Source organism: Streptomyces amakusaensis (genome assembly GCF_039532665.1).
Lineage (GTDB): Bacteria > Actinomycetota > Actinomycetes > Streptomycetales > Streptomycetaceae > Streptomyces > Streptomyces amakusaensis.
Map to the genome: position 1 here is coordinate 151,239 of NZ_BAAASB010000005.1, position 22,573 is coordinate 173,811.

The 22,573-nt window shown below is 72.3% G+C and carries 24 protein-coding genes and 1 riboswitch; of the genes, 14 read left to right on the top strand and 10 right to left on the bottom strand.

Annotated elements, in window-relative coordinates; all coding sequences use genetic code 11:
- The first annotated feature begins 43 nt into the window (after positions 1-43).
- A complete protein-coding gene (locus ABD371_RS10615) occupies positions 44-985 on the top strand; it encodes an ROK family glucokinase (protein ID WP_344475238.1) in 942 nt (313 codons plus the stop codon).
- A 113-nt stretch (positions 986-1,098) separates the two neighbouring features.
- The gene (locus ABD371_RS10620; protein ID WP_344475240.1) at positions 1,099-1,851 is read left to right on the top strand and encodes an endonuclease/exonuclease/phosphatase family protein; all 753 of its coding nucleotides are present in this window, start codon (positions 1,099-1,101) and stop codon (positions 1,849-1,851) included.
- A gap of 51 nt (positions 1,852-1,902) precedes the next feature.
- Here the strand turns inward: ABD371_RS10620 and ABD371_RS10625 are convergent, their stop codons facing one another.
- Positions 1,903-2,478: a hypothetical protein gene (locus ABD371_RS10625; protein WP_344475242.1), complete on the bottom strand. Its 576-nt coding sequence runs from the start codon at positions 2,476-2,478 to the stop codon at positions 1,903-1,905.
- Positions 2,471-3,250 (bottom strand): alpha/beta hydrolase, encoded by a 780-nt coding sequence (locus ABD371_RS10630; protein WP_344475244.1) that lies wholly within the window; start codon positions 3,248-3,250, stop codon positions 2,471-2,473. Before ABD371_RS10630 ends, ABD371_RS10625 begins: the two co-directional genes overlap by 8 nt.
- Positions 3,251-3,440: 190 nt before the next feature.
- Here ABD371_RS10630 and ABD371_RS10635 point away from each other — a divergent pair, with 190 nt between their 5' ends.
- From ABD371_RS10635 to ABD371_RS10655, 5 genes are all read left to right on the top strand, one after another.
- Positions 3,441-4,220: a lysophospholipid acyltransferase family protein gene (locus ABD371_RS10635; RefSeq protein ID WP_344475246.1), complete on the top strand. Its 780-nt coding sequence runs from the start codon at positions 3,441-3,443 to the stop codon at positions 4,218-4,220.
- A gap of 25 nt (positions 4,221-4,245) precedes the next feature.
- Positions 4,246-5,517: a MacS family sensor histidine kinase gene (gene macS, locus ABD371_RS10640; protein WP_344475248.1), complete on the top strand. Its 1,272-nt coding sequence runs from the start codon at positions 4,246-4,248 to the stop codon at positions 5,515-5,517.
- Entirely contained in the window at positions 5,514-6,197 is a 684-nt protein-coding gene (locus ABD371_RS10645; RefSeq protein WP_344475250.1) for a response regulator, read from the top strand. Before macS ends, ABD371_RS10645 begins: the two co-directional genes overlap by 4 nt.
- A gap of 212 nt (positions 6,198-6,409) precedes the next feature.
- Entirely contained in the window at positions 6,410-7,438 is a 1,029-nt protein-coding gene (locus ABD371_RS10650) for a 6-phosphofructokinase (protein ID WP_344475252.1), read from the top strand.
- Between the two features lie 124 nt (positions 7,439-7,562).
- On the top strand, positions 7,563-8,570 hold the full coding sequence (locus ABD371_RS10655; RefSeq protein ID WP_344475751.1) for a 2-hydroxyacid dehydrogenase: 1,008 nt from the start codon (positions 7,563-7,565) through the stop codon (positions 8,568-8,570).
- On the opposite strand, the gene ABD371_RS10660 is transcribed toward ABD371_RS10655, so the two are convergent.
- Complete coding sequence (locus tag ABD371_RS10660) at positions 8,565-10,496, bottom strand: anthranilate synthase family protein (RefSeq protein ID WP_344475253.1); 1,932 nt, start codon at positions 10,494-10,496, stop codon at positions 8,565-8,567. The two genes, ABD371_RS10655 and ABD371_RS10660, sit on opposite strands and share 6 nt — an antisense overlap.
- Positions 10,497-10,600: 104 nt before the next feature.
- Positions 10,601-10,672, bottom strand: a complete 72-nt coding sequence (locus ABD371_RS35850) for a trp operon leader peptide (protein WP_373305617.1) — start codon at positions 10,670-10,672, stop codon at positions 10,601-10,603.
- A gap of 109 nt (positions 10,673-10,781) precedes the next feature.
- Here ABD371_RS35850 and ABD371_RS10665 point away from each other — a divergent pair, with 109 nt between their 5' ends.
- Together ABD371_RS10665 and ABD371_RS10670 are read left to right on the top strand one after the other, a co-directional pair.
- Positions 10,782-12,134 (top strand): class II 3-deoxy-7-phosphoheptulonate synthase, encoded by a 1,353-nt coding sequence (locus ABD371_RS10665; protein WP_344475255.1) that lies wholly within the window; start codon positions 10,782-10,784, stop codon positions 12,132-12,134.
- 185 nt (positions 12,135-12,319) lie between these two features.
- Positions 12,320-12,601 (top strand): (2Fe-2S)-binding protein, encoded by a 282-nt coding sequence (locus tag ABD371_RS10670; protein WP_344475257.1) that lies wholly within the window; start codon positions 12,320-12,322, stop codon positions 12,599-12,601.
- Between the two features lie 31 nt (positions 12,602-12,632).
- Here the strand turns inward: ABD371_RS10670 and bfr are convergent, their stop codons facing one another.
- On the bottom strand, positions 12,633-13,112 hold the full coding sequence (gene bfr, locus ABD371_RS10675) for a bacterioferritin (protein WP_190125954.1): 480 nt from the start codon (positions 13,110-13,112) through the stop codon (positions 12,633-12,635).
- Between the two features lie 157 nt (positions 13,113-13,269).
- On the opposite strand from bfr, the gene ABD371_RS10680 reads away from it, so the two are divergent.
- Positions 13,270-13,902 (top strand): sulfite oxidase-like oxidoreductase, encoded by a 633-nt coding sequence (locus tag ABD371_RS10680; RefSeq protein WP_344475259.1) that lies wholly within the window; start codon positions 13,270-13,272, stop codon positions 13,900-13,902.
- Between the two features lie 36 nt (positions 13,903-13,938).
- On the opposite strand, the gene ABD371_RS10685 is transcribed toward ABD371_RS10680, so the two are convergent.
- The 5 genes from ABD371_RS10685 to thiO form a co-directional block, all read right to left on the bottom strand.
- The gene (locus ABD371_RS10685; RefSeq protein ID WP_344475261.1) at positions 13,939-14,790 is read right to left on the bottom strand and encodes a deoxyribonuclease IV; all 852 of its coding nucleotides are present in this window, start codon (positions 14,788-14,790) and stop codon (positions 13,939-13,941) included.
- Positions 14,791-14,849: 59 nt separating this feature from the next.
- A complete protein-coding gene (gene pknB / locus ABD371_RS10690) occupies positions 14,850-16,787 on the bottom strand; it encodes a Stk1 family PASTA domain-containing Ser/Thr kinase (RefSeq protein WP_344475263.1) in 1,938 nt (645 codons plus the stop codon).
- Positions 16,788-16,874: 87 nt separating this feature from the next.
- On the bottom strand, positions 16,875-17,669 hold the full coding sequence (locus ABD371_RS10695; protein WP_344475264.1) for a thiazole synthase: 795 nt from the start codon (positions 17,667-17,669) through the stop codon (positions 16,875-16,877).
- 5 nt (positions 17,670-17,674) lie between these two features.
- Positions 17,675-17,896: a sulfur carrier protein ThiS gene (gene thiS / locus ABD371_RS10700; RefSeq protein WP_344475266.1), complete on the bottom strand. Its 222-nt coding sequence runs from the start codon at positions 17,894-17,896 to the stop codon at positions 17,675-17,677.
- Positions 17,893-19,095 carry a glycine oxidase ThiO gene (gene thiO, locus ABD371_RS10705; RefSeq protein ID WP_344475268.1) on the bottom strand — a complete coding sequence of 401 codons (1,203 nt, stop codon included), beginning with the start codon at positions 19,093-19,095 and terminating at the stop codon, positions 17,893-17,895. The genes thiS and thiO overlap by 4 nt, the downstream gene beginning before the upstream one ends.
- Positions 19,092-19,205, bottom strand: a riboswitch (TPP riboswitch). (Overlaps the previous gene by 4 nt.)
- Before the next feature lie 119 nt (positions 19,206-19,324).
- Between thiO and ABD371_RS10710 the strand changes: the two genes are divergently transcribed.
- The 4 genes from ABD371_RS10710 (at position 19,325) to thiE (ending at position 22,490) form a co-directional block, all read left to right on the top strand.
- Positions 19,325-19,708: an avidin-fold protein gene (locus tag ABD371_RS10710; protein ID WP_344475270.1), complete on the top strand. Its 384-nt coding sequence runs from the start codon at positions 19,325-19,327 to the stop codon at positions 19,706-19,708.
- A 10-nt stretch (positions 19,709-19,718) separates the two neighbouring features.
- Positions 19,719-20,981 (top strand): NAD(P)/FAD-dependent oxidoreductase, encoded by a 1,263-nt coding sequence (locus ABD371_RS10715; protein WP_344475272.1) that lies wholly within the window; start codon positions 19,719-19,721, stop codon positions 20,979-20,981.
- Positions 20,982-21,096: 115 nt separating this feature from the next.
- The gene (locus tag ABD371_RS10720; RefSeq protein WP_344475274.1) at positions 21,097-21,462 is read left to right on the top strand and encodes an Rv2175c family DNA-binding protein; all 366 of its coding nucleotides are present in this window, start codon (positions 21,097-21,099) and stop codon (positions 21,460-21,462) included.
- A 374-nt stretch (positions 21,463-21,836) separates the two neighbouring features.
- On the top strand, positions 21,837-22,490 hold the full coding sequence (gene thiE, locus ABD371_RS10725) for a thiamine phosphate synthase (protein ID WP_344475276.1): 654 nt from the start codon (positions 21,837-21,839) through the stop codon (positions 22,488-22,490).
- Positions 22,491-22,573: the final 83 nt, after the last annotated feature.

A 22,573-nucleotide genomic window follows, 5' to 3' on the forward strand; every position in this document is an offset into this window, starting at 1 on the left:
TACGGTTGGCCGCAGCGGGGCTCGACCGGGAACTGAGGGACACATGGGACTCACCATCGGCGTCGACATCGGCGGCACGAAGATCGCGGCGGGCGTGGTCGACGAAGAGGGCGCCATCCTCGAAACGCACACGGTGCCCACACCGGCCACCCCGAGTGGCATCGTCGACGCGATCTGCGCGGCCGTCGCCGGAGCCGGCAAGGGCCATGACATCGAGGCCGTCGGCATCGGCGCGGCGGGCTATGTGGACGACAAGCGCGCCACCGTCCTCTTCGCGCCCAACATCGACTGGCGGCACGAGCCCCTCAAGGACAAGGTCGAGCAGCGGACCGGGCTGCCGGTCGTCGTGGAGAACGACGCCAACGCCGCCGCGTGGGGCGAGTACCGCTTCGGAGCGGGCCAGGGCCACGAGGATGTCATCTGCATCACGCTCGGCACCGGCCTGGGCGGCGGGATCATCATCGGCAACAAGCTCCGGCGCGGACGCTTCGGCGTCGCCGCCGAGTTCGGCCACATCCGCGTCGTCCCGGACGGGCTGCTCTGCGGCTGCGGCAGCCAGGGCTGCTGGGAGCAGTACGCCTCGGGCCGCGCCCTCGTCCGGTACGCCAGGCAGCGGGCCAACGCCACCCCGGAGAACGCGCGGATCCTCCTCGGCCTCGGCGACGGCACCCCCGACGGCATCGAGGGCAAGCACATCAGCGCGGCTGCCCGGCAGGGCGACCCGGTCGCGATCGACTCCTTCCGTGAACTCGCCCGCTGGGCCGGGGCGGGACTCGCGGACCTCGCCTCCCTCTTCGACCCCTCCGCCTTCATCGTCGGCGGGGGAGTCTCCGACGAGGGTGAACTCGTGCTGGACCCCATCCGCAAGTCCTTCCGCCGCCGGCTGATCGGTGCGCAGTGGCGTCCCCACGCCCAGGTGCTGGCGGCACGGCTGGGGAACAGGGCGGGGATGGTCGGCGCGGCCGACCTGGCCCGTCAGGGGTGAGGGTTTGCCGGGCCCCCGGACGGGCTCGCTGTGCGCGTCCTGGTTGTTTGCGTCGGCCGTGCCCGGTGCGGACCCAATGACCTGGGACGGACTGAGTCCGGGGCGGTGCGGGCATGGTGAGCGTTCTGCCTGAGTCCGGTGTCGCGGCGGACGGTTCCGCCGTGGTCCGGGTGCTCAGTTACAACGTGCGGTCGCTCCGGGACGACGAGGAGGCGCTGGGGCGGGTGATCCGGGCCTGTGGGCCGGACCTGGTGCTGGTGCAGGAGGCCCCGAGGTTCTTCCGGTGGCGGAGGCACGCGGCGAGGCTGGCGGCCGGGAGCGGGCTGCTGGTGCTGGGAGGCGGGGCTCCGGCGGCGGGGCCGTTGTTGCTCTGTTCGCCGAGAGTGGCGGTGGAGCGGACGGAGGATGTGCTGCTGCCGCTCACCCCGGGGCTGCACCGGCGGGGGTTCGCCACGGCTGTCGTACGGGTCGGGGGAGCGCGGATCGGGGTGCTCGGCTGCCATCTGAGCCTGCGGGCCGAGGAGCGCCTCGCTCAGGCCGGGCTGCTGCTGGAGCGGCTCGCGGCGATGGGGGTGCCGCACACGGTCGCCGCCGGGGACCTGAACGAGACCCCGGGCGGCCGGGGCTTCCGGCGGATCGCCGCGGAGCTCCAGGACTGCTGGGCGCTCGCCCCCTGGGGAGGCGAGCACACCTTCCCGTCCGAGGCCCCGGACCGGCGCATCGACGCGGTCTTCGCGAGCGGGGGCATCGAGGTACTGGGCTGCGGGGTCCCGCTGGACCTTCCCGGCGTCAGCAGGGCGGACCTCGGCGCGGCCACCGACCACCTTCCGGTGCTGGCCGCGCTGAAGGTGCCCGCCGTGCTCTGACCCGGCCCGCCGGTCCCCGAAACCGGTCCCGAACCGGTCCCGCGGCCGTTCTCAGACCACCGCGCCCCGGCCCGGGTCCTCATGGTCCTCGTCGTCGCCGCTGGACATCCGGGCCACCAGGGTCACGAAGCCGCCCAGGAAGCCTCCGACGCACAGCGAGGTCAGCCACCAGGTCATGTCCCAGCGGAACAGCACCGCGAACAGCATCAGCACCGGCCCGCCGATCACCCCGAGCCAGGCGAACTTGGCCGTGGTGTCCGCCTCCGGCAGCGGGGGCGGCTCCGGGGGTACGAAGTGCCCCTCGTCGCTCGCGTCGAGATCGTCGTCCTTGGGCGGGGAGAGCTGGAAGTCCCTGGGGCCGCCGCCGCCCACGCCGGGGGCGAAGATCACCGAGCTGCCGAGCGCGGGCCCGTCCGGACCGGGCTCCGGCTCGGGATCGGGCTCGGGCCGGTTCTTCGGTGTCTTGTTCACCTCGCCCTCGAGCAGGGCGAGGTCCTCCACCGACTTGAACGGCTTGGCGCCCGGCGGGTCCACCGGCTCCTCGCCGTAACCCGCGACGATGGCGGCCCAGGCCGCCTCCTCGTCAATGGGCTGCGGCTCACGGTCCGCGTCATGCTGCTCAGCCACCGGCGCTGCTTCCCTTCGTCGCGACACTTGGAGCGAACCGGCCGACGAACGCGTGACTCTCCTCGAAAATCCGCTCCGCATCGTGGTCCAACGTCGCGACGTGGTAACTCTGTTCCAACAGAACCTCCTTGACATCCGTCGAGGAGACCCGGCCGAGGATCCGGGCGGAGTCCGAGGGCGGCACCACATGGTCCTCGGGGCTGTGCAGCAGCACCATCGGCTGGGTCACCTGGGGCAGCTCGGAGTCGACCAGCCGCAGGAAATTCCGCAGGGAGTGGGCGGCCCGCACCGGCACCCGCTCATAGCCGACCTCGGTGGTCCCGGGCCTGGCGATGTCATGGGCCAGCCCCGGGGCCGTACGCACGAAGTGCCGGAGCACGGGCAGCGCCACGGAGGCCACGCCGTGGACCTTGTTGGCCGGATTGACCACGACGATGCCGCGCACCGCGTCCCCGTGCTTCGCGGCCAGCCGCAGCGTCAGCGCGCCGCCCATGGAGAGCCCGAAGACGAAGACCTGGGAGCAGCGCGCGAGCAGCTCGCGCAATTCCCGGTCGACCTCCGCGTACCAGTCCTGCCAGCCGGTGAGCTGCATGTCCTGCCAGCGGGTGCCGTGCCCGGGGAGCAGCGGCAGGGACACGGTCAGCCCGCGCTCCGCCAGATATTCGGCCCAGGGGCGCAGCGACTGCGGTGAACCGGTGAATCCGTGACAGAGAAGGACGCCGACCTCTCCGCCCTCATGGCGGTACGGCTCGGCTCCGGGAAGGACCGGCACCGGGGTCTCCTGTTCTGTGCGTGACGTGGGGCGTAATGCGGGGACGGAAAGCTCCAGGGTGTATCTCACCGTACGCGACCGCACTGACACCGACCAGGTCCGGAGGGCCTCCGGCGCGGGGATACCCGCTCACCTCGGGTTAAGGTCTGTTCGACAGCAATAGGAGGCATTCGAGTTGATCTACGGTGCAATGAAGTTCTCTCTTGGGGGCTCGCTCAAGCTTGCCTTCAGGCCCTGGGTGGAAGGGCTGGAGAACATTCCCGTCGACGGCCCGGCGATCCTCGCGAGCAACCATCTCTCGTTCTCGGACTCCTTCTTCCTGCCGGCGGTCCTCGACCGCAAGGTCACCTTCGTGGCCAAGGCGGAGTACTTCACCTCGCCCGGGGTGAAGGGCCGGCTCACCGCCGCCTTCTTCAAGGGCGTGGGGCAGCTCCCGGTGGACCGCTCGGGCGCGCGGGGGGCCGCCGAGGCGGCGATCAAGGCGGGCATCGAGGTCGTCGAGCGCGGCGGGCTCTTCGGCATCTACCCGGAGGGCACCCGCTCCCCGGACGGCCGGCTCTACCGGGGCAAGCCGGGCGGTCTCGGCCGGGTCGCGCTGGCCACCGGAGCCCCGGTCATCCCGATCGCCATGATCGACACCGAGAAGGTGCAGCCGCCCGGCAAGGTGGTTCCCAAGCTGATCCGCCCGGGCATCCGCATCGGCAAGCCCCTCGACTTCAGCCGGTACCACGGCATGGAGGAGGACCGTTACATCCTGCGCTCGGTGACCGACGAGGTCATGTACGAGATCATGAAGCTCTCCGGCCAGGAGTACGTCGACATCTACGCCACGGTCGCCAAGCGCCAGGCGGCCGAGGCCGAGAAGGCCGCGAAGGCCGCCGCCAAGGCGGACAAGGCGGAGAAGCACGAGCGGTCGCACCAGCACGGCGACAGTGGCAGCGACGGCAACAGGGACCGCCCCGCCGCCTAGCGGCACACACCGTCCGGGGGGACGCATGGGGAATTCGGCCAAGCGCGAGCGGGTCGTGCGGATGTCGGTGGAGCAGCCGCTGTGGCGTGCGCTCACCGCCTATCGCGTACTGACCATGAGCTACGCGGTCCTGCTCTTCGCCTTCGACCCGGAGCGCTTCGAGCGCCCCTGGGTCGCGGCCGGTTTCCTCGCGGTGATGGTCCTGTGGACGCTGGCCACCCTCCGCAGGGTGTCCGGCGCGGACCGCTGCACCAAGCGGTTCCTCGGGATCGATCTCACCATCGCGCTCACCGGCATCCTGCTCACCCCGGTCGCCGACGCCCAGGCCCAGCAGTTCGACGGCCCGACGCTGCCGTCGATCTGGACGGCCGGGTCGGTGCTGGCGTTCGCGATCAAGGGCGGCTGGCGGTGGGCGGGCTTCGCCTCCTCCTTCGTCGCCGTGGCCAATCTGATCCAGCGCGGTGAGCCCAGCCGGGACACCATCCACAATGTGCTGCTGGTCTGGGTCGCCTCCATCGCCATCGGCTATGTGGTCGAGGTCGCCCGCGCCTCCGAGCGCACCCTCGCCCGCGCCCTGGAGATCGAGGCCGCCACCCGGGAGCGGGAGCGGCTCGCCCGGGACATTCACGACAATGTGCTCCAGGTGCTCGCCATGGTGCAGCGGCGCGGCACGGCCCTCGGCGGCGAGGCGGCCGAGCTGGGGCGGATGGCGGGGGAGCAGGAGATCGCGCTGCGCGCCCTGGTCTCCAGTGGGCAGAGCGCCCCGGTCCGGGCCCCCGCCGACGGCGAGGCGGACGGCGGCGCCCGCACGGTCCTGGTGGACGAGGAGCCGGTGCCCGAGGACGACGCCGTCCACGATCTGCTGCCGCTGCTCGCGCGCAGCGCGGGCCCCCGGGTGACGCTCTCCGAGCCGGGCGCGCCCGTGCCGCTGCCGGCCGCCGCCGCGCGGGAGCTGGTCGCCGCCGTGGGGGCCGCGCTGGACAACGTCGAACGGCACGCGGGCGGGACGGCCAGGGCCTGGATCCTGGTCGAGGACTACCCGGACGAGGTGATCGTCACGGTCCGTGACGACGGTCCGGGCATCGCCGAGGGGCGGCTCGCCCAGGCGGAGGGGGAGGGGCGGCTCGGAGTCGCCCTCTCGATCCGGGGGCGGCTGCGGGAGCTCGGCGGCTCGGCCGAGCTGTTCTCGATCCCGGGCCAGGGCACGGAGGTCGAACTGAGGGTCCCGAGACCCGCCGGGGCGGCCGGGAGGAAAACGAAGACGGAGCAGTCCCGGGGGAAGGCGGACGAGAGATGACGGACCAGACGGACGGACACCCGGTCAGGGTGATGGTCGTGGACGACCACCCGATGTGGCGGGACGCGGTCGCCCGCGATCTGACCGCGGCCGGTTTTGACGTGGTGGCGACGGCGGGTGACGGCCGGCAGGCGGTCCGCAGGGCCAGGGCCGCCGTGCCGGAGGTCCTGGTGCTCGATCTGAACCTCCCGGAGCTGCCCGGGGTGCGGGTCTGCAAGGAGCTGGTCGGCGAGCTGCCCGGACTGCGGGTCCTGGTGCTCTCCGCCAGCGGCGAGCACGCGGATGTGCTGGAGGCGGTGAAGTCCGGCGCGACCGGCTATCTGCTGAAGTCGGCGAGTACGGACGAACTGGTCGACGCCGTGCGGCGGACCGCCGTCGGCGAGGCGGTCTTCACCCCCGGCCTGGCGGGCCTGGTGCTCGGCGAGTACCGCAGGCTCGCCTCCGAGCCCGCCCACTCCGCCGACGAGCCCAAGGCCCCCCGGCTGACCGACCGGGAGACCGAGGTGCTCCGGCTGGTCGCCAAGGGGCTCTCGTACAAGCAGATCGCCGAGCGGCTGGTGATCTCCCACCGCACCGTGCAGAACCATGTGCAGAACACCCTCGGGAAACTCCAGTTGCACAACCGCGTGGAACTGGTGCGCTATGCGATAGAGCGCGGACTGGACGACGCCGACGTCTGACCACTCCTTCGGCTGTACGCCATGCCGAATGCCATCCTCCGTTCGGCTGAATTGCCGAGGGTGCCCGAAGTCGCTACGGGACTGGTCCGGGGCGGAACCGCCCCCGCAAACCACCCATTCGGGAAAGAAAATGACCTCCCGCGCCATGCCGGAGTGACCTGGATCACCATTAGCGTGACCGTCACAGGCCCATCAGGCGAAGGGAGTATCCAATGCGCGTCGGAGTGCTGACCGGGGGCGGCGACTGCCCCGGTCTCAACGCCGTGATCCGCGGCGTCGTCCGCAAGGGCGTCCAGGAGTACGCGTACGAGTTCGTCGGCTACCGCGACGGTTGGCGGGGGCCTCTCGAAGCCGACTCGGTCCCGCTCGACATCCCGGCCGTACGCGGCATCCTGCCCCGTGGCGGCACCATCCTCGGCTCGTCCCGCACCAACCCGCTCAAGGCGGAGAACGGGATCCGCCGCATCAAGGACAACCTCGCCAAGGACGAGGTCGACGCGCTGATCGCGATCGGCGGCGAGGACACCCTCGGCGTCGCCGCCCGGCTGCACGACGAGTACGGCGTCCCCTGCGTCGGCGTCCCCAAGACCATCGACAACGATCTGTCCGGCACCGACTACACCTTCGGCTTCGACACCGCCGTCTCCATCGCCACCGAGGCGATCGACCGGCTCCACACCACCGCCGAGTCGCACATGCGGGTCCTGGTGGTGGAGGTGATGGGACGGCACGCCGGCTGGATCGCCCTGCACTCCGGGCTCGCCGGCGGGGCCAACGCCATCCTCATCCCGGAACAGCGCTTCGACGTCGCCCAGGTCTGCGACTGGGTGACCTCGCGCTTCAAGGCCACGTACGCCCCGATCGTCGTCGTCGCCGAGGGAGCGATGCCCCAGGACGGCGACGTGGTCCTCAAGGACGGCACCCTCGACTCCTTCGGGCATGTGCGCCTCTCCGGTGTCGGCGAATGGCTCGCCAAGGAGATCGAGAGGCGGACCGGCAAGGAGGCCCGCACCACCGTCCTCGGCCATGTCCAGCGCGGCGGCACACCCAGCGCCTACGACCGCTGGCTCGCCACCCGCTTCGGACTGCACGCCATCGACGCGGTACGGGAGGGGGACTTCGGCAAGATGGTCGCCCTCCGGGGCACCGACATCGTCCGGGTGCCCATCGCCGACGCCACCGCCCGGCTCAAGACGGTCGACCCCGCGCTCTACGCCGAGGCCGGAATCTTCTTCGGCTGACGCACCGGCTCTCCCCGAGGCGCTCCCGAGCTGTGGGCCGTATATTCGCGAATGTCCGGTATCGCAGATGCGCGGCCCACAGCACACCCGCGAGGAACCGCCCTCCGGGAACACGGGAGACGTCGTGGACATCCTCGCCTTCGGGGTACAGGCCGACGAGCGGCCGCTGATCGAGAAGGCCTTCGCAGGGCTCCACGACGTCCGCTGCGTCGAGGTCTTCCTCACCGAGGACACCGCCCCCATCGCGGCCGGCCACGAGGCCATCTCCACCAGCGTCAACGCCGACCTCGGCGCGGCCGTCCTCCAGACCCTCGCCGTCGGCGGCACCTCGATGATCGCCCAGCGCTCCACCGGCTTCAACAACATCGACCTCGCCGTCGCCGAACGCCTCGGCATCTCCGTCGCCCGGGTCTCGTACTACTCGCCCTACTCGGTCGCCGAATTCGCCTGGACCCTGGCCATGGCCGTCAACCGCCGGATCGTCCGCGCCTCCGCCCGCACCCGCGACTTCGACTTCCGCCTCGACGGACTCCTCGGCCGGGATCTGCACGGCCGCACGGCCGGAGTCCTCGGCACCGGGAAGATCGGCGAGGCCTTCGCCCGGATCGCCCACGGCTTCGGCATGCGGCTGCTCGGCTGGGACCTGACCGAGAACCCCGCCTGCACCGCCCTCGGCATGACCTACACCGACAAGGACGAACTCCTCGCCACCGCCGACCTGATCAGCCTCCATGTCCCGCTGCTGCCCGCCACCCACCACCTCATCGACCGCGAGGCGCTGCGCGCGATGAAGGACGACGCCATCCTCGTCAACTCCAGCCGGGGCGGCCTCGTCGACACCGACGCGCTCGTCGGCGAGCTGCGCCGGGGCCGTTTCACCGGGGTGGGGCTCGATGTGTACGAGGCCGAGGCCGGGCTCTTCTTCCTCGACAAGTCCCTGGAGGCGATCCAGGACGACACCCTGGCCCGGCTGATGACCTTCCCCCATGTGCTGGTCACCTCCCACCAGGCGTACTACACGAAGGACGCGGTCGGCCAGATCGTCGAGGCGACCGTCCGCAATGTCACCGACTACGCGGCCGGCCGCCGCACCGAGAACTTCCTGGTGCCGGCGGCCGACCCGGCGTCATGAGAGGGGCAGCGCCGCCCTTCCCAGCAGCTCCGACACCACCCGGGGACCGTCCAGCGTCAGCACCGACTCCGGGTGGAACTGCACCGAGGCGAACCCGGCCGCCCGCAGCGCGTGCACCTCGCGGGTCACCGGATCGCACGCCACCTCCACCCCGCGCGCCGCCAGGGCCGCCTCCTCCGGCTCCTCGCAGCGCGCCGTGAAACTGTTGTAGAAGCCCACCGTCTCCTGGCGCCCGAAGAACCCGATCCGCTCCTGCGCCCCCTGGTACGGGGCCTCCTTCCGCACGATCCCGAGCCCCAGCTCCGCCGCGATCAGCTCATGGCCCAGACACACCCCCAGCAGCCCGTGCCCGTGCCCCCGGAGCAGCTCGGCCGTGAGACCGCGGAGAAAGCGCATCTTCGGATCGTCCGCGTCCGCCGGATCGCCGGGACCCGGCCCCAGCACCACCGGCCCGAGGTGGCCGAGCGCGGCCGAGCGCAGCCCCGGCTCGTCGTACCGCCGCACCGTGACCTCAAGCCCCGTCGAGCGCAGCAGATGCGCCAGCATCGCGGTGAAGGTGTCCTCGGCGTCGATCACCAGGGCGTGCCCCCGTACCTCGTCGCCGCGTTCCCCCATCCGCAGCCAGAACGGCGCGAGCGAGGCCCGCCGCCCGTCGAGGGCGGCCCGCACCCGGGGGTCGTCCGCGAGCCCGGCCGGCTCCGCGCCCCGGACCGCGGCCCCGGGCGTCACACCCAGCGCGGCCAGCACCCCGGCCGCCTTGGCGTGGGTCTCGGCGACCTCGGAGGCCGGGTCCGAGTGGCGTACCAGCGTCGCGCCGACCGCCACCCGCAGACCTCCCCGGGCGTCGATGTCGGCGGTACGGATCAGGATCGGCGAGTCCAGGCTCTGCCCGCCGTTCGCGTCCCGGCCGATCAGCGCCAGCGCCCCCGCGTAGTAGCCGCGCCCGCCGCTCTCGTGCCGCTCGATCACCCGGCAGGCGTTCTGCACCGGCGATCCGGTGACGGTCGCCGCGAACATGGTCTCCCTGAGGACCTCCCGCACATCGAGCGAGGACCGGCCGCGCAGCTCGTACTCGGTGTGAGTGAGATGGGCCATCTCCTTGAGCCGGGGCCCGACGACCACCCCGCCCAGGTCGCCGACCGTGCACATCATCTTCAGCTCCTCGTCCACCACCATGGACAGCTCGTCCCGCTCCTTGGGGTCGTCGAGGAAGCGCAGCAGCGCCTCGGGGGTGGGGCCGCCGGCCGGGTGCCGGAAGGTGCCGCTGATCGGGTTCATCACCACCGTCCCGCCCTCCCCGGACGCGCCGCCCCCGCCGCTCATCCGCACATGGACCTCCGGGCTCGCGCCGACGAGGGTGCGCTCGCCGGTGTGCACGACGAAGGTCCAGTACGCGCCGCGCTCACCGGCCAGCAGCCGCCGGAAGAGCGCCAGCGCGTCGGCCCGTCCGAAACCGTCGATCCGCCCGGTGAAGGTGCGCCGGATGACGAAGTTCGCCCCCTCGCCCCCGCCGATCTCGTCCGCGACGACCCGGCGGACGATCTCCTCGTACTCCCCGTCCCCGACGTCGAACGCGCCGCCCGCCACCCGCACCGGGTGCGCGGGGAGCGCCGCGGCCACCCCGGCCAGCGGCAGTACGGCGGTCTCGGACGGGAGCAGCACGCTCAGCGGGGTCCCGTCGTCCCGGACGTCGAAGCCGCGCTCCCTGATCTGCCGGAACGGGATCAGGGCGAGCGCGGGCCGCTCGCCGACGGGGATCTCGGCGAGCGTCTCGTACGTCAGCACCGGGCCGGTCAGCAGCTCGACGGTGTCCTGGTCGTGCCCCGGGGTGCGCCGGTGCAGCAGGGCGAAGGGGCGGTCGTCGGAGAGGAGGCGGGCGACGGCGGCAGCGGCCTCGGTCTCGGTGTCGATTGCCGGGAGAGACATCCGGTGTGTTCCTTCCAGTGGGGGAGGAACGGCCGGTTTCCCTGGGAAACACCGAAGGCCGCCCCTCGGGCGGCCTTCGCGAAGTCTTCAGTGAGTACGCGCGATCAGTGGGCCGCCGGATGAGCGGTCCACCACCAGTTCTGGTTCAGCTGGATCTGATCGGGGTGCGCGAACATGCGGCGAACCCTACCCCACCCGCCACACGGTGCCCGGAGCGATGGAATGTGCGTCTCATTTACTGGTCCGTTTGGGGTATGCGCGGTGTCACCACGTACTGTGGTCCGTGTGACCGTGAACGCTAAGACTCCCCCCGCAGGTGGCAACACCTGGCGAGACCTGCCCGCGGCGCAGCAGCCCGAGTACCCGGATGCCGAGGCTCTGCGCGATGTGATCGCCGAGCTGGAGAGCTATCCGCCGCTCGTCTTCGCAGGCGAGTGCGACCAGCTGCGCGCCCGGATGGGAGCCGTCGCCAGGGGCGAGGCGTTCCTCCTCCAGGGCGGCGACTGCGCCGAGTCCTTCGACGCCGTCGGCGCGGACCAGATCAGGGCCAAGCTCAAGACCCTGCTCCAGATGGGCGCGGTCCTGACCTACGCGGCGTCCGTGCCGGTGGTCAAGGTCGGCCGTATCGCCGGCCAGTACTCCAAGCCGCGCTCCAAGCCGACCGAGACCCGCGACGGCCTGACGCTCCCGACGTACCGGGGCGACTCCGTCAACGGCTTCGAGTTCACCGAGGCGGCCCGGATCCCGGACCCCGAGCGGCTGAAGCGGATGTACAACGCCTCCGCGGCGACGCTCAACCTGGTGCGCGCCTTCACCACCGGCGGTTACGCGGACCTGCGCCAGGTGCACGCCTGGAACCAGGACTTCGTGCGGTCCTCGCCCTCCGGCCAGCGGTACGAGCAGCTGGCCCGTGAGATCGACAACGCGCTGAACTTCATGGAGGCCTGCGGCACCGACCCGGCGGAGTTCCGCACGGTCGAGTTCTACGCCTCCCACGAGGCGCTGCTGCTCGACTACGAGTCGGCGCTCACCCGCACCGACTCCCGCACGGGCAAGCTGTACGACGTCTCCGGCCACATGGTCTGGATCGGCGAGCGCACCCGCCAGCTGGACGGGGCGCACATCGAGTTCGCGTCCAGGATCAGCAACCCGATCGGGATCAAGCTGGGCCCGACCACCACGGTGGACGAGGCGCTCACCTACATCGACCGGCTGGACCCCGACCGTGAGCCGGGCCGGCTGACCTTCGTCGTCCGCATGGGCGCGGACAAGGTCCGGGACAAGCTTCCGGAGCTGGTCGAGAAGGTCACCGCCTCCGGCGCGACCGTGGCCTGGGTCACCGACCCGATGCACGGCAACACCTTCGAGGCCGCCTCCGGCCACAAGACCCGCCGCTTCGACGACGTGCTCGACGAGGTCAAGGGCTTCTTCGAGGTCCACAAGGCGCTCGGCACCCACCCGGGCGGCATCCATGTCGAGCTGACCGGCGACGATGTCACCGAGTGCGTGGGCGGCGGTGACGAGATCTTCGTGGACGATCTCCACCAGCGCTACGAGACCGCCTGCGACCCGCGGCTCAACCGCAGCCAGTCCCTGGACCTGGCCTTCCTGGTCGCCGAGATGTACCGCGACCAGTGATCTTGTCGGGCCCGGCGCACCGCCGGGCCCGATGATCTTCTGAGCGCACACGGTGGGGCACGGATCGATGTGATCCGTGCCCCACCTTGCTTTTGACTGCTTTTACGGCACCCTCAAGACGGGTAAGGTTAGGTTAGCCTCACCAGGTAAGTGGCAGGGGCTGCGACCGACAGTCCCCTCGGGAGGTGAACCGCGTGTACGTCTGCTCATGCTTCGGCATCACGGAGAAGCAGGTCAAGGAACACGCGGCGGCCGGAGCCTGCACCCCCCGCCAGATCGCCTCCGCCTCCAAGGCGGGCACCGACTGCGGATCGTGTGTGCGGACGATCCAGTCCCTCCTCGGGCGGGGCGGCTGTCCCCGGCGCGAGCTGCTGGACCAGGGGAAGCCCGCGCTCACCGTCGCCGGCTCGGACGTCGCCGACGTCACGGACGCCGTCGGCCTCGGGCGGCTGGACGCCGCGGCCTGAGGTCCGGCCCTTCGGCCCGGTCCGGCCCGGCTCAGCTCTCCGGCTGCTCGATCTGCTGCGCGAGATAGAGCGGCTCTCCCAGCGACTCGATCAGCTCCAGCTGGGTGTCGAGATAGTCGATGTGATGCTCCTCGTCCTCCAGGATCGACTCGAAGATGTTCGCCGATGTGACATCGCCCTTGGCGCGCATGACATCGATTCCGCGCTTGAGCCGGTCGATCGCCTCCACCTCGACCTGCCGGTCCGCCTGGAACATCTCGGTGACCGTCTGGCCGACACGCACATGGAACAGCCGCTGATAATTCGGCAGACCGTCGAGGAACAGAATGCGTTCCGTCAGCACGTCCGCGTGCTTCATCTCGTCAATGGATTCGGCGCGCGTGTATTTGGCGAGCTTGGTCCAGCCTTTGTTCTCCTGAATGCGATAGTGGAGCCAGTACTGGTTGATCGCCGTCAGTTCGCCGGTCAGCTGCTCGTTGAGAAACTCGATGACCTCGGGGTCGCCCTGCATCGCGGGTGCTCCTTCCACGCGTATGGCCTCGGGGGCAGATGCGCGCATCCTTGCATTGCCATCGGGAGCCGTCCAGTAAGTGCCTCCTTAGTAGGAGTTGCCCGAATCGGGCCAGACCTGGTCATGACCACCCCTCCCGGTCTGTCACCATTGAGTCATGGGTCAGCCGGAGAGCCGGGAATACGGCGTACCAGAGGAGTCAGCGCTTCCTCCGGGGCAGCGGCTGCAACGCGGCTGGCCGGTCACCCATTACGGGCCCGTGCCCAAGTTCAAGCCGGACCGCTGGGAGTTCAGGGTCTTCGGGGCCACGGCCGACGGCGAGAAGCACTGCTGGAGCCACGAGGAATTCTCGGAGCTGCCCTTCTCCACCGTCGTCGCCGATCTGCACTGCGTCACGAAGTTCAGCATGCTGGGGGCCGAATGGGGCGGTGTGCCCGCGGCCGCGATCGCTGATCTCGCGCCGCCCGCACCCCATGTCACCCATGTCATGGTCTGGGCCGAGTACGGCTACAGCGCGAATATGCGGCTCGCCGATTTCACCTCCGAGCGCGCCATGTTCGCCACCCACAAGGACGGCGAACTGCTCACCGCCGAGCATGGATTTCCGCTGCGGCTCGTCGTTCCGCATCTGTACGCCTGGAAGGGGCCCAAATGGGTCCGGGGCGTCGAGTACATGACCGCGGACCGGCGGGGCTTCTGGGAGGAGCGGGGATATCACAACCTCGGCGACCCCTGGCGGGAACAGCGGTACTCGTACCAGGAGGAGCCGGGCGACGGCCCGGAGCTCTGAGACCCCCGGGCCGTACGGGCCGGGGCCCGGCGGGGCTCAGCCGCGCAGCGCCTTCAGCCGCGCCACGTCCGCCGCGTGCCCCTCCGGGCCGCCGGGCGTCTCGATGATCAGCGGTACGCCCTCGGTCGCGGGGTGCCGCATCAGCTCCCCGAAGGGCTCCGCGCCGATGTGACCCGCCCCGATATTGGCGTGCCGGTCCTTGCGCTCACCGGCCGCCTCCTTGGAGTCATTGGCGTGGATCAGCTTCAGCCGCCCCTCGCCGACCGTCCGCACCAGCAGATCCAGGGTGTCCGTCACCCCTCGCGGAGCCGAGAGATCGTGCCCGGCCGCGTGGATGTGGCAGGTGTCCAGACAGATCCCGAGCCGGGGGTGGGAGTCGAGCGCCTCGAAGTACGGGCCGAAGTCCTCCGCCCGGGAGCAGAGCGAAGCGCCCTGCCCGGCCGTCGACTCCAGCAGCAGAAACGGATCGTCGTCATGGGTCAGCTCGTCCAGCAGCGGCAGCACCAGCTCCCGCACCTGGGCGAGCGCGACCGCACGGGTGCGGCCCCCGGTCGCGGAGCCGGTGTGGACCACCACCCCCCGCGCGCCGATCTCCCGGCCCCGGCGCAGCGAGTGGCGCATGGACTCGACCGACCGCTCGGCGGTCGCCTCGCTGTGCGAGCCGAAGTTGATCAGATAGGGGGCGTGGACATAGACCGACAGCCCCTCCTCGGCGCACCCGGCACGGAAGGCCTCGTCCTGTGCCGGGTTCCCGGCGGGCGTCGCCCAGCCGCGCGGATTGGCCACGAAGACCTGGAGGCTCTCCGCCTTGAGGTCGTGGGCGTAGCCGAGGCCGGTGGCGGCCAGACCGCCCGCCACGGGCACATGTCCGCCTACAGGGTTGCGCATGGCTGTCTTCGCAGTCCTTCGATGATGTCCGCGGTGGCCGGCCGTCCCCGGAGCGGGGATCACAGGCCCTTGATCCTGATGGTGACCGTGCTGCCCTCGGCGGCCCGGCCGCCCGCCTCGGGGGACTGCCCGGTCACGGTGTCCCCGAGGTAGGGGAAGCTCGTCTCGGCCTCCACCGTGAAGCCCGCCGACTCCAGGGCGCTCCTGGCGTCGTCCTCGCTCTCGCCGGTGACATCGGGCACGACGACCATGCGCGGGCCCTTGGACACCGTCAGGGTGACGGTGTCGCCCGCGCCCAGCCGCGCGCCGCCCGCCGCCGACTGGCGGGCCACGGTCCCCGCCTCCTTCGGCGAGTCCACCCGGCCCGGAGCGACCTCGACCGTGAAACCCGCGCCCTCCAGCTCGGCGGTCGCCTCGGCCACCCCGTCCCCGGTGACGTCCGGGACGGCGATCGGCGCGCCCCGGCTGACCACCACGGCCACGGCGGAGTCCGGCCCGCGCCGGGCCCCCGCCGCCGGTTCCGTACGGATCACGGAGCCCTGCGGGACCGTGTCGCTGAACTCCTCGGAGACCGCTCCCGGCGCGAGGCCGGCGTCCTTCAGCCGCCGCTCGGCGGCGTCGAGCGGCTCGCCCTTGAGGGAGGGCACCCGGACGGTCTCCGGGCCGCGCGAGACGATCAGCGTCACCGAGCCGTTGCCCCGGATGCGCTCGCCCGTCGCCGGATCGCTGCCGAGGACCGAGCCACGCCCCACGGTCTCGCTGAACTCCCGGCGCACCTCGCGCACGTCGAGCCCCGCGCCCTCCAGCTTCCGCCGGGCGTCGTCCTCGGCCGTGCCGATGACGGCCGGGACCCGGGTGAACTGGCCCGTGTTGATGTACCAGACGCCCGCGCCGGTCACGAGGACCGCCACCAGGGCCAGCACGACCGCCAGGACGCCCCTGCGGGGGAGCCCCCCGAGAGCGGTCCGGCGGCGCGCCGCGCCGCGCGGCCCGGCGTCGGCCGCGGGCCGGGGGAGCAGGGCGGTGTGCCCGGCCCCCGGCTCCTCGCCGGGCAGCGGTCGCGCGATGACGTCCGTACGCTCGTCCTCCGGCCCGGCGGACCGCCCGGCCTCCCGCTCCCGGGCGCGCGGCGGCACCAGGTCCAGCTGCTCCTCGGTCAGCTCCGCGCGCGCCCGGTGGGCCCGGGCCAGCAGCTCCACCGCGTCCGGCGGGCGGACCTCCGGATCGCGGGCGGTGGCCGAGGCCACCAGCTCGTCCAGCGCGACCGCGAGCCCCGGGACGGCCGCCGAGGGGGCCGGCACATCCTCGTTCAGATGGCGGTGGAGGACCCGGGCCGGGGTGTCGCCGGAGTGCGGCTTGACGCCGGTCAGCATCTCGTAGAGGACGATCCCGCAGGCGTACACATCGGTACGGGTGCCGGAGCCGCCCTCCTCGATCTGCTCGGGCGCGAGATAGGAGACCGTGCCCAGCACGGCCCCGGTGGTGCTGGTGACCGAGCCGACGGCCCGGACGAGACCGAAGTCGGCGACCTTCACCCGGCCGTCGTCCCCGATCAGCACATTCTCCGGTTTCACATCCCGGTGGACGAAGCCCGCCCGGTGCGCCGCGCCCAGCGCGGCCAGCACCGGCTCCAGGATGTCGAGCGCCGCCCTGGGCCGGAGCGCGCCGCGCTCGCGCAGCACGTCCCGCAGGGTGCAGCCGGCCACGTACTCCATCGCCAGATAGACGTAGGGGCCGTCCGTGCCCTGGTCGAAGACACCCACCACATTGGGGTGCGCGAGCCGGGCGACGGACTTGGCCTCGCGGATGAAGCGCTCCACGAAGGAGGCGTCGGCGGCCAGCGCCGGATGCATCACCTTGAGCGCCAGCTCGCGGTCGAGACGGGTGTCGACGGCCCGGTAGACCGTGGCCATGCCGCCGACGGCGACGCGCGCGTCGACGCGGTAGCGGCCGTCGAGCACCTGCCCGACAAGAGGGTCCTGGAGGGTCGTGTCCACCCCGCGATTCTACGAGCCGCCGCGGACACTCCCCGTCCCGCCGGGCCTCCCGGGGCCGTACGGTGACGGCCGGGGGCCCGTACGCGCTCAGAAGGCCGGTCGCTCCGGGTCCAGCGCCGCCAGTCCGGCGACCGGGGACGAGGCCTCGGCGAAGTGCCGGCGCGGGATGCGGCCCGCGCGGTGCGCGAGCCGGCCGGCCTCCACCGCGTGCCGCATCGCCTCCGCCATCAGCACCGGCTCCTGGGCGCGGGTGACGGCCGAGGCGAGCATCACGGCCGCGCACCCCAGCTCCATGGCGAACGCGGCGTCGGACGCCGTGCCCGCGCCCGCGTCCAGGATCACCGGGACCCCGGCCCGCTCCGTGATCAGCGAGAAGTTGTGCGGATTGCGGATGCCGAGCCCCGAGCCGATCGGCGAGCCCAGCGGCATGATCGCGGCGCAGCCCACGTCCTCCAGCTTCTGGGCGAGCACCGGATCGTCATTGGTGTACGGCAGTACGGTGAAGCCGTCGTCCACCAGCGTCTCCGCCGCGTCCAGCAGCTCGATCGGATCGGGCAGCAGGGTCCGCTCGTCCGCGACGACCTCCAGCTTCACCCAGTCGGTGCCCAGCGCCTCGCGCGCCAGCCGCGCGGTCAGCACGGCCTCGCCCGCGGTGAAACAGCCCGCGGTGTTGGGCAGCACCCGGATGCCGAGCCGGGTGAGCACGGAGATCACCGAGCCCTGGACGGTGGGGTCGACGCGGCGCATCGCCACGGTCGTCAGCTCGGTGCCGCTGGCGGTGAGCGAGCGTTCCAGCAGACTGAGGCTGGGGGCGCCGCCGGTGCCCATGATCAGCCGGGAGTCGAAGGCGGTGTCGGCGATGACGAGCCGGTCGTCGGACATCGCGGTCAGCCCCCCTGCACGGCGGTGAGGACTTCCACCCGGTCGCCCTCGCCGAGCGGGGTGCGCGACCAGTGGCCGCGCGGCACGACCGACTCGTTGACGGCGGCGGCGATGCCCGCCCCGGCGGTGGTCAGCTCCGCGATCAGGGTGTCCAGGGTGGTTCCGGGGGTGAGTTCACGCCGTTCGCCGTTGACGGAGACAGAGACGGCCACGGGCACGGTGCTCATACGGGCTGCTCCTGGGAGAGGGAAGAGAAGCGGCGGGGGGTGAAGGGGCCGGCTTCCGGCGGAAGCGCCCCGCCGGCCAGCGCGGCGGCCAGCACATCGCCGGTGACGGGGGCGAGCAGCACCCCGTTGCGGTGGTGCCCGGTGGCCAGCTGGAGTCCGGGCAGCTCGGTCGGGCCGAGCAGGGGCGCGTTGTCGGGGGAGCAGGGGCGCAGTCCGGCCCGGGTCTCGGTCAGCGGCAGCTCGGTGATGCCCGGCACCAGCTCATGGGCGTCGCGCAGCAGCTCGTACACCCCGCCCGCGGTGACGGTGGTGTCCCAGCCCAGCTCCTCGCTGGTCGCGCCGACGACGAGTTCGCCGTTGGTCCGGGGCACCAGATAGACATGGCTGCCGCGGACCACGGCCCGCACGGTCCGGGAGAGGAAGGGGCCGAAGGCGACGGGCACGGTCAGCCGCAGCACCTGGCCCTTGACCGGCCGGACCGGGGGCAGCACCTCGGGCGGGACGCCCGCGAGACGTCCGCTGAGGCTGCCGCCCGCCAGCACCACCTGACCGGCGGCGAGTTCGCTCCCGTCGTCCAGTACGGCTCCGGCCGCCCGGCCGCCGACGACCGAGAGCCGCTCGGCCCAGGCCCGGCGGAACGCCACCCCGGCCCGCTCGCAGGCGGTGACCAGGGCGGCCGTCAGCCGGCGCGGATCGACCTGATGGTCGCCGTCGACCCGCAGCCCGCCGCGTACGCCCGGTGCGAGCATCGGCTCCAGACGGCGGCACTCACGGCCGCTCAGCCACTGCGAGTCCAGTCCCGAGCGCAGCTGGAGGGCGTGCAGTTCGCGCAGATGGGCGCGGTCGTCGGCGTCGAGGGCGACGGAGAGGGTCCCGCAGGCGCGGTAGCCGACCTCCTGCCCGCTCGCCTCCTCCAGCTCGGCGACGAAGGCCGGGTAGCGGCGCGCGGATTCGAGGTTCAGGGCGAGCAGGGTCTCCTCGCCGTAGTGCAGTTCGGTGACGGCGGCCAGCATTCCGGCGGCGACCTGCGCGGCCCCGCCGCCCGGCCGCGGGTCGAGGACGGTGACGTCCATCCCGCTCAGCGCGGCGCGCCAGGCCGTGACCAGCCCGATGATCCCGCCCCCGACGACGAGGACGTCCGGTGATCGCGGCGGCCGGCCCTCTTCGGGCTCGGTACGACTGCCCGGGATACGCGACATGAGTGGTCGGCTCCTCCCTTCGCCGGCATGACCCGGATCAGGTTCGTACGGTCGGAGGCCGTCCAGCCTCCCTCTCAGCCCGGTGCGTCCGGGCTCCCGCGAGTGCTTTACGGTGGCCACCCTAACCCCAGGGCCCGACCCGCAGAAAGGCGCGGTGGGGCCGGGCGGGGCTCCGGGCATTCGGGCCGCGGGCTCCGGACTTGGGACTTCGGCGTGAGGGAGCACGGCAATGGCAAGGTCGCTCGACGGACTCGTCCTCGCACCGGTCGCCGACCAGGCACCGGGCCAGGTGGGCACGGGCACCCGCTTCCGCTATCACGAGCGGGACGGCGCGGTCTGGGCCGAGTACGCGGGAGGTGACGTGGTCCGGGGCCATCTGGTGGGCACCCGCGCGGGCGACCGTCTCGACTTCCGCTACGTCCAGCTGACGGCCGACGGAGCGACCTCCTGCGGCCACTGCGTCTCGACCGTGGCCGAACTCCCCGACGGCCGGGTGCGGCTGGCGGAGACCTGGGAGTGGGAGTCCCGGGAGGGCAGCGGCACCAGCGTGGTCGAGGAGCTGCCCGGCGGCGGCGAGACAGGGCCTTTTTCTGGCGATATGTCAGCTGCGTAAGGTTGAACCCGTGAATGATGCGACTGAGCAGCGGAGTCAGGGGCGGGCGCGGCGCGTGGTCGTCGTCGGCGCGGGCATGGCGGGCGTACAGACCGCCGTCGCCCTGCGGGAACAGGGTTTCACCGGGCGGATCACCCTGATCGGGGCCGAACCCCACCAGCCCTACGACCGGCCGCCGCTCTCCAAGGCCGTCCTCCTCGGCACCGCCGAGGGATCCGCCTTCGACGTGGACTTCGAGGCGCTCGACGTCGAACTGATCCTCGGCCGCGCGGTGACAGGCCTCCGGCCCGGCGACCGTGAACTGGACACCGAGGCCGGACCCGTCCCGTACGACGCCCTCGTCATCGCCACCGGCGCGGAGCCCGTCACCCTCCCCGGCGTCGAAGCCGTCCCCGGCGTCCATCTGCTGCGCACCCTCGACGACGCCGCCAGACTCCGTCCCGTCCTCGCCGCCCGCCACGACATCGTGGTCGTCGGCGCGGGCTGGATCGGCGCGGAGTTCGCCACGGCCGCGCGCGCGGCCGGCTGCGCGGTCACCGTGGTGGAGGCGGCCGACCGCCCTCTGGCCGGCTCGCTGCCCGCCGAGGTCACCGCCCCCATGACCGGCTGGTACGCGGAGCACGGCGTCGAACTGATCACCGGCGCCCGGGTCACCGCCGTCGAGCCCGGCACGGTCGTGGTCGACGAGGGGACCGGAGCGCCGCCCCGGCGGCTGCCCGCCGACGCCGTCGTCGTCGGCATCGGGGCCCGGCCGGCCACCCGCTGGCTCGCCGGCTCCGGCATCGCCACCGACCCGGGCGGCGCGATCACCGCCGACGAGTCCCTCCGTACCTCCCTCCCCGACGTCCACGCCGTCGGGGACTGCGCCTCCTTCCCCTCCGCCCGCTACGGCCGGCGGCTGCTCGTGCACCACTGGGACAACGCCCTCCAGGGCCCCCGGACCGTCGCCGCCAATGTGATCGCGGCGGGCGCGGGGGAGCCGCCGGTGCGCTACGACCCGGTGCCCTACTTCTGGTCCGAGCAGTTCGGCCGCTTCGCGCAGTACGCGGGGGACCACGCCGACGCCGACACCACCCTGTGGCGCGGCGGGCCCGGCGAGGCCGCCTGGACGGTGCTGTGGCTGCGCGACGGGGCCCTCGTCGCCCTGCTCGCCGTGGACCGCCCCCGCGATCTGGCCCAGGGCCGCAAGCTGATCCTCTCCGGGGCCCGGCTGGACGCCCGGCGGGCCGCCGACCCCGCCGTACCTCTGAAGGCCGCGTCGGCCGGAAGCTGAAACGAGTCGGTGAAACGGCTCTGACCAGGTACGATTCCAGGATTCCGGATTCCCGGACACAGATCGGGGCGGAGCCCGGCTACCGACTGTCAGTCCCAGATGGCAGGCTTGTCCCGTGACCGAGATTGACGCAAAGATCGATGCCCTCGTACCCGCCTGGCTCACCCTCCCCGACATCGCCGAATTCCTCGGCATCGAGGTGACGCGTGTGCGCCAGCTGGTCAAGGAGGGCCAGCTGATCGCCGTGCGCCGCGGTGAGAACAGGGCGCTCCAGGTGCCCGCCGCCTTCATCGACGGAGACAAGGTCGTCAAGGGCCTCTCCGGCACCCTGACGCTCCTGAGGGACGACGGCTTCACCGACGCGGAGATGCTGGAGTGGCTCTTCACTCCGGACCCGAGCCTGCCGGGCACGCCCGCGCAGGCGCTCACCGAGAACCGCGGCACCGAAGTGAAGCGCAGGGCCCAGGCCCTCGCCGTCTGAGAACCGCGCCCATACCCGGCCGGCGCAGCCGGCACACCACAGCGGTGTGCGGGCGGGCCCGCCGCGCCCTGCGCGGCGCGCGCCCGCCCGCATCCCGTCGACACCCCGGGGGACCCAGGGCCTCTCGTTCGGATCAGGCTGGGCTCGCGTGCCCTGGCATCATGCTCCCCCTGTGCCTTCGGCCCGGGAGGTGCCCCCACGCGGCGTTGTCGTCAGTCGCCTGCGGCCCCCTGGGCTTCGCCCGGGAGGTATCCCCTCCGCGTGGGCTTCTTCCTCCGCCTGGGGGCACCACCCGCGCCGGAGGCCCAGGGGGAGATCCACGGCATCAGAACCCGCTCCCTGATCCAGCCTGATCCGAACGAGAGGCCCTCGCCATGCCCACGAAGCGCCCGTCGCTCGCCGACGCCCGGCTCTACCTCTGCACGGACGCCCGCAAGCGCCAGGGAGACCTGGCCGCGTTCCTCGACGCGGTCCTCCCCTCCGGCGTCGACATCGTGCAGCTGCGCGACAAGGGCCTGGAGGCCGCCGAGGAGCTGGAGCAGCTGCGGATCCTCGCCGACGCCTGCCGTCGGCACGGCACACTGCTCGCGGTGAACGACCGGGCGGACGTCGCCCACGCCGCCGGGGCCGATGTGCTCCATCTGGGCCAGGGCGATCTGCCCGTCCCCGCCGCCCGCGCCATCCTCGGCCCGGCCCCCCTGGTGGGCCGCTCCACCCATGCCCCCGCCGAGGCTGCCGCCGCCGCCGTCGAGCCGGGCGTGGACTACTTCTGCACCGGCCCCTGCTGGCCCACCCCGACCAAGCCCGGCAGGCACGCGCCCGGACTGGACCTCGTCCGGTACACCGCCGCGCTGGGGACCGACCGCCCCTGGTTCGCCATCGGCGGCATCGACGCGGACAACCTCGACCAGGTGCTGGACGCGGGAGCCCGCCGGATCGTCGTCGTGCGGGCGATCACCGAGGCGGCCGACCCGGCCGCCGCCACGGCCGCCCTCAGCAAGCGGATCAGGGCCCGCGACCTCGGATGAGACATCGGGGCCCATCACCGCACACCATCTGATACCAGCCGTTACCAGGCGTGGTGATCAAGCCTATTCGTGAGCGCCGTGTG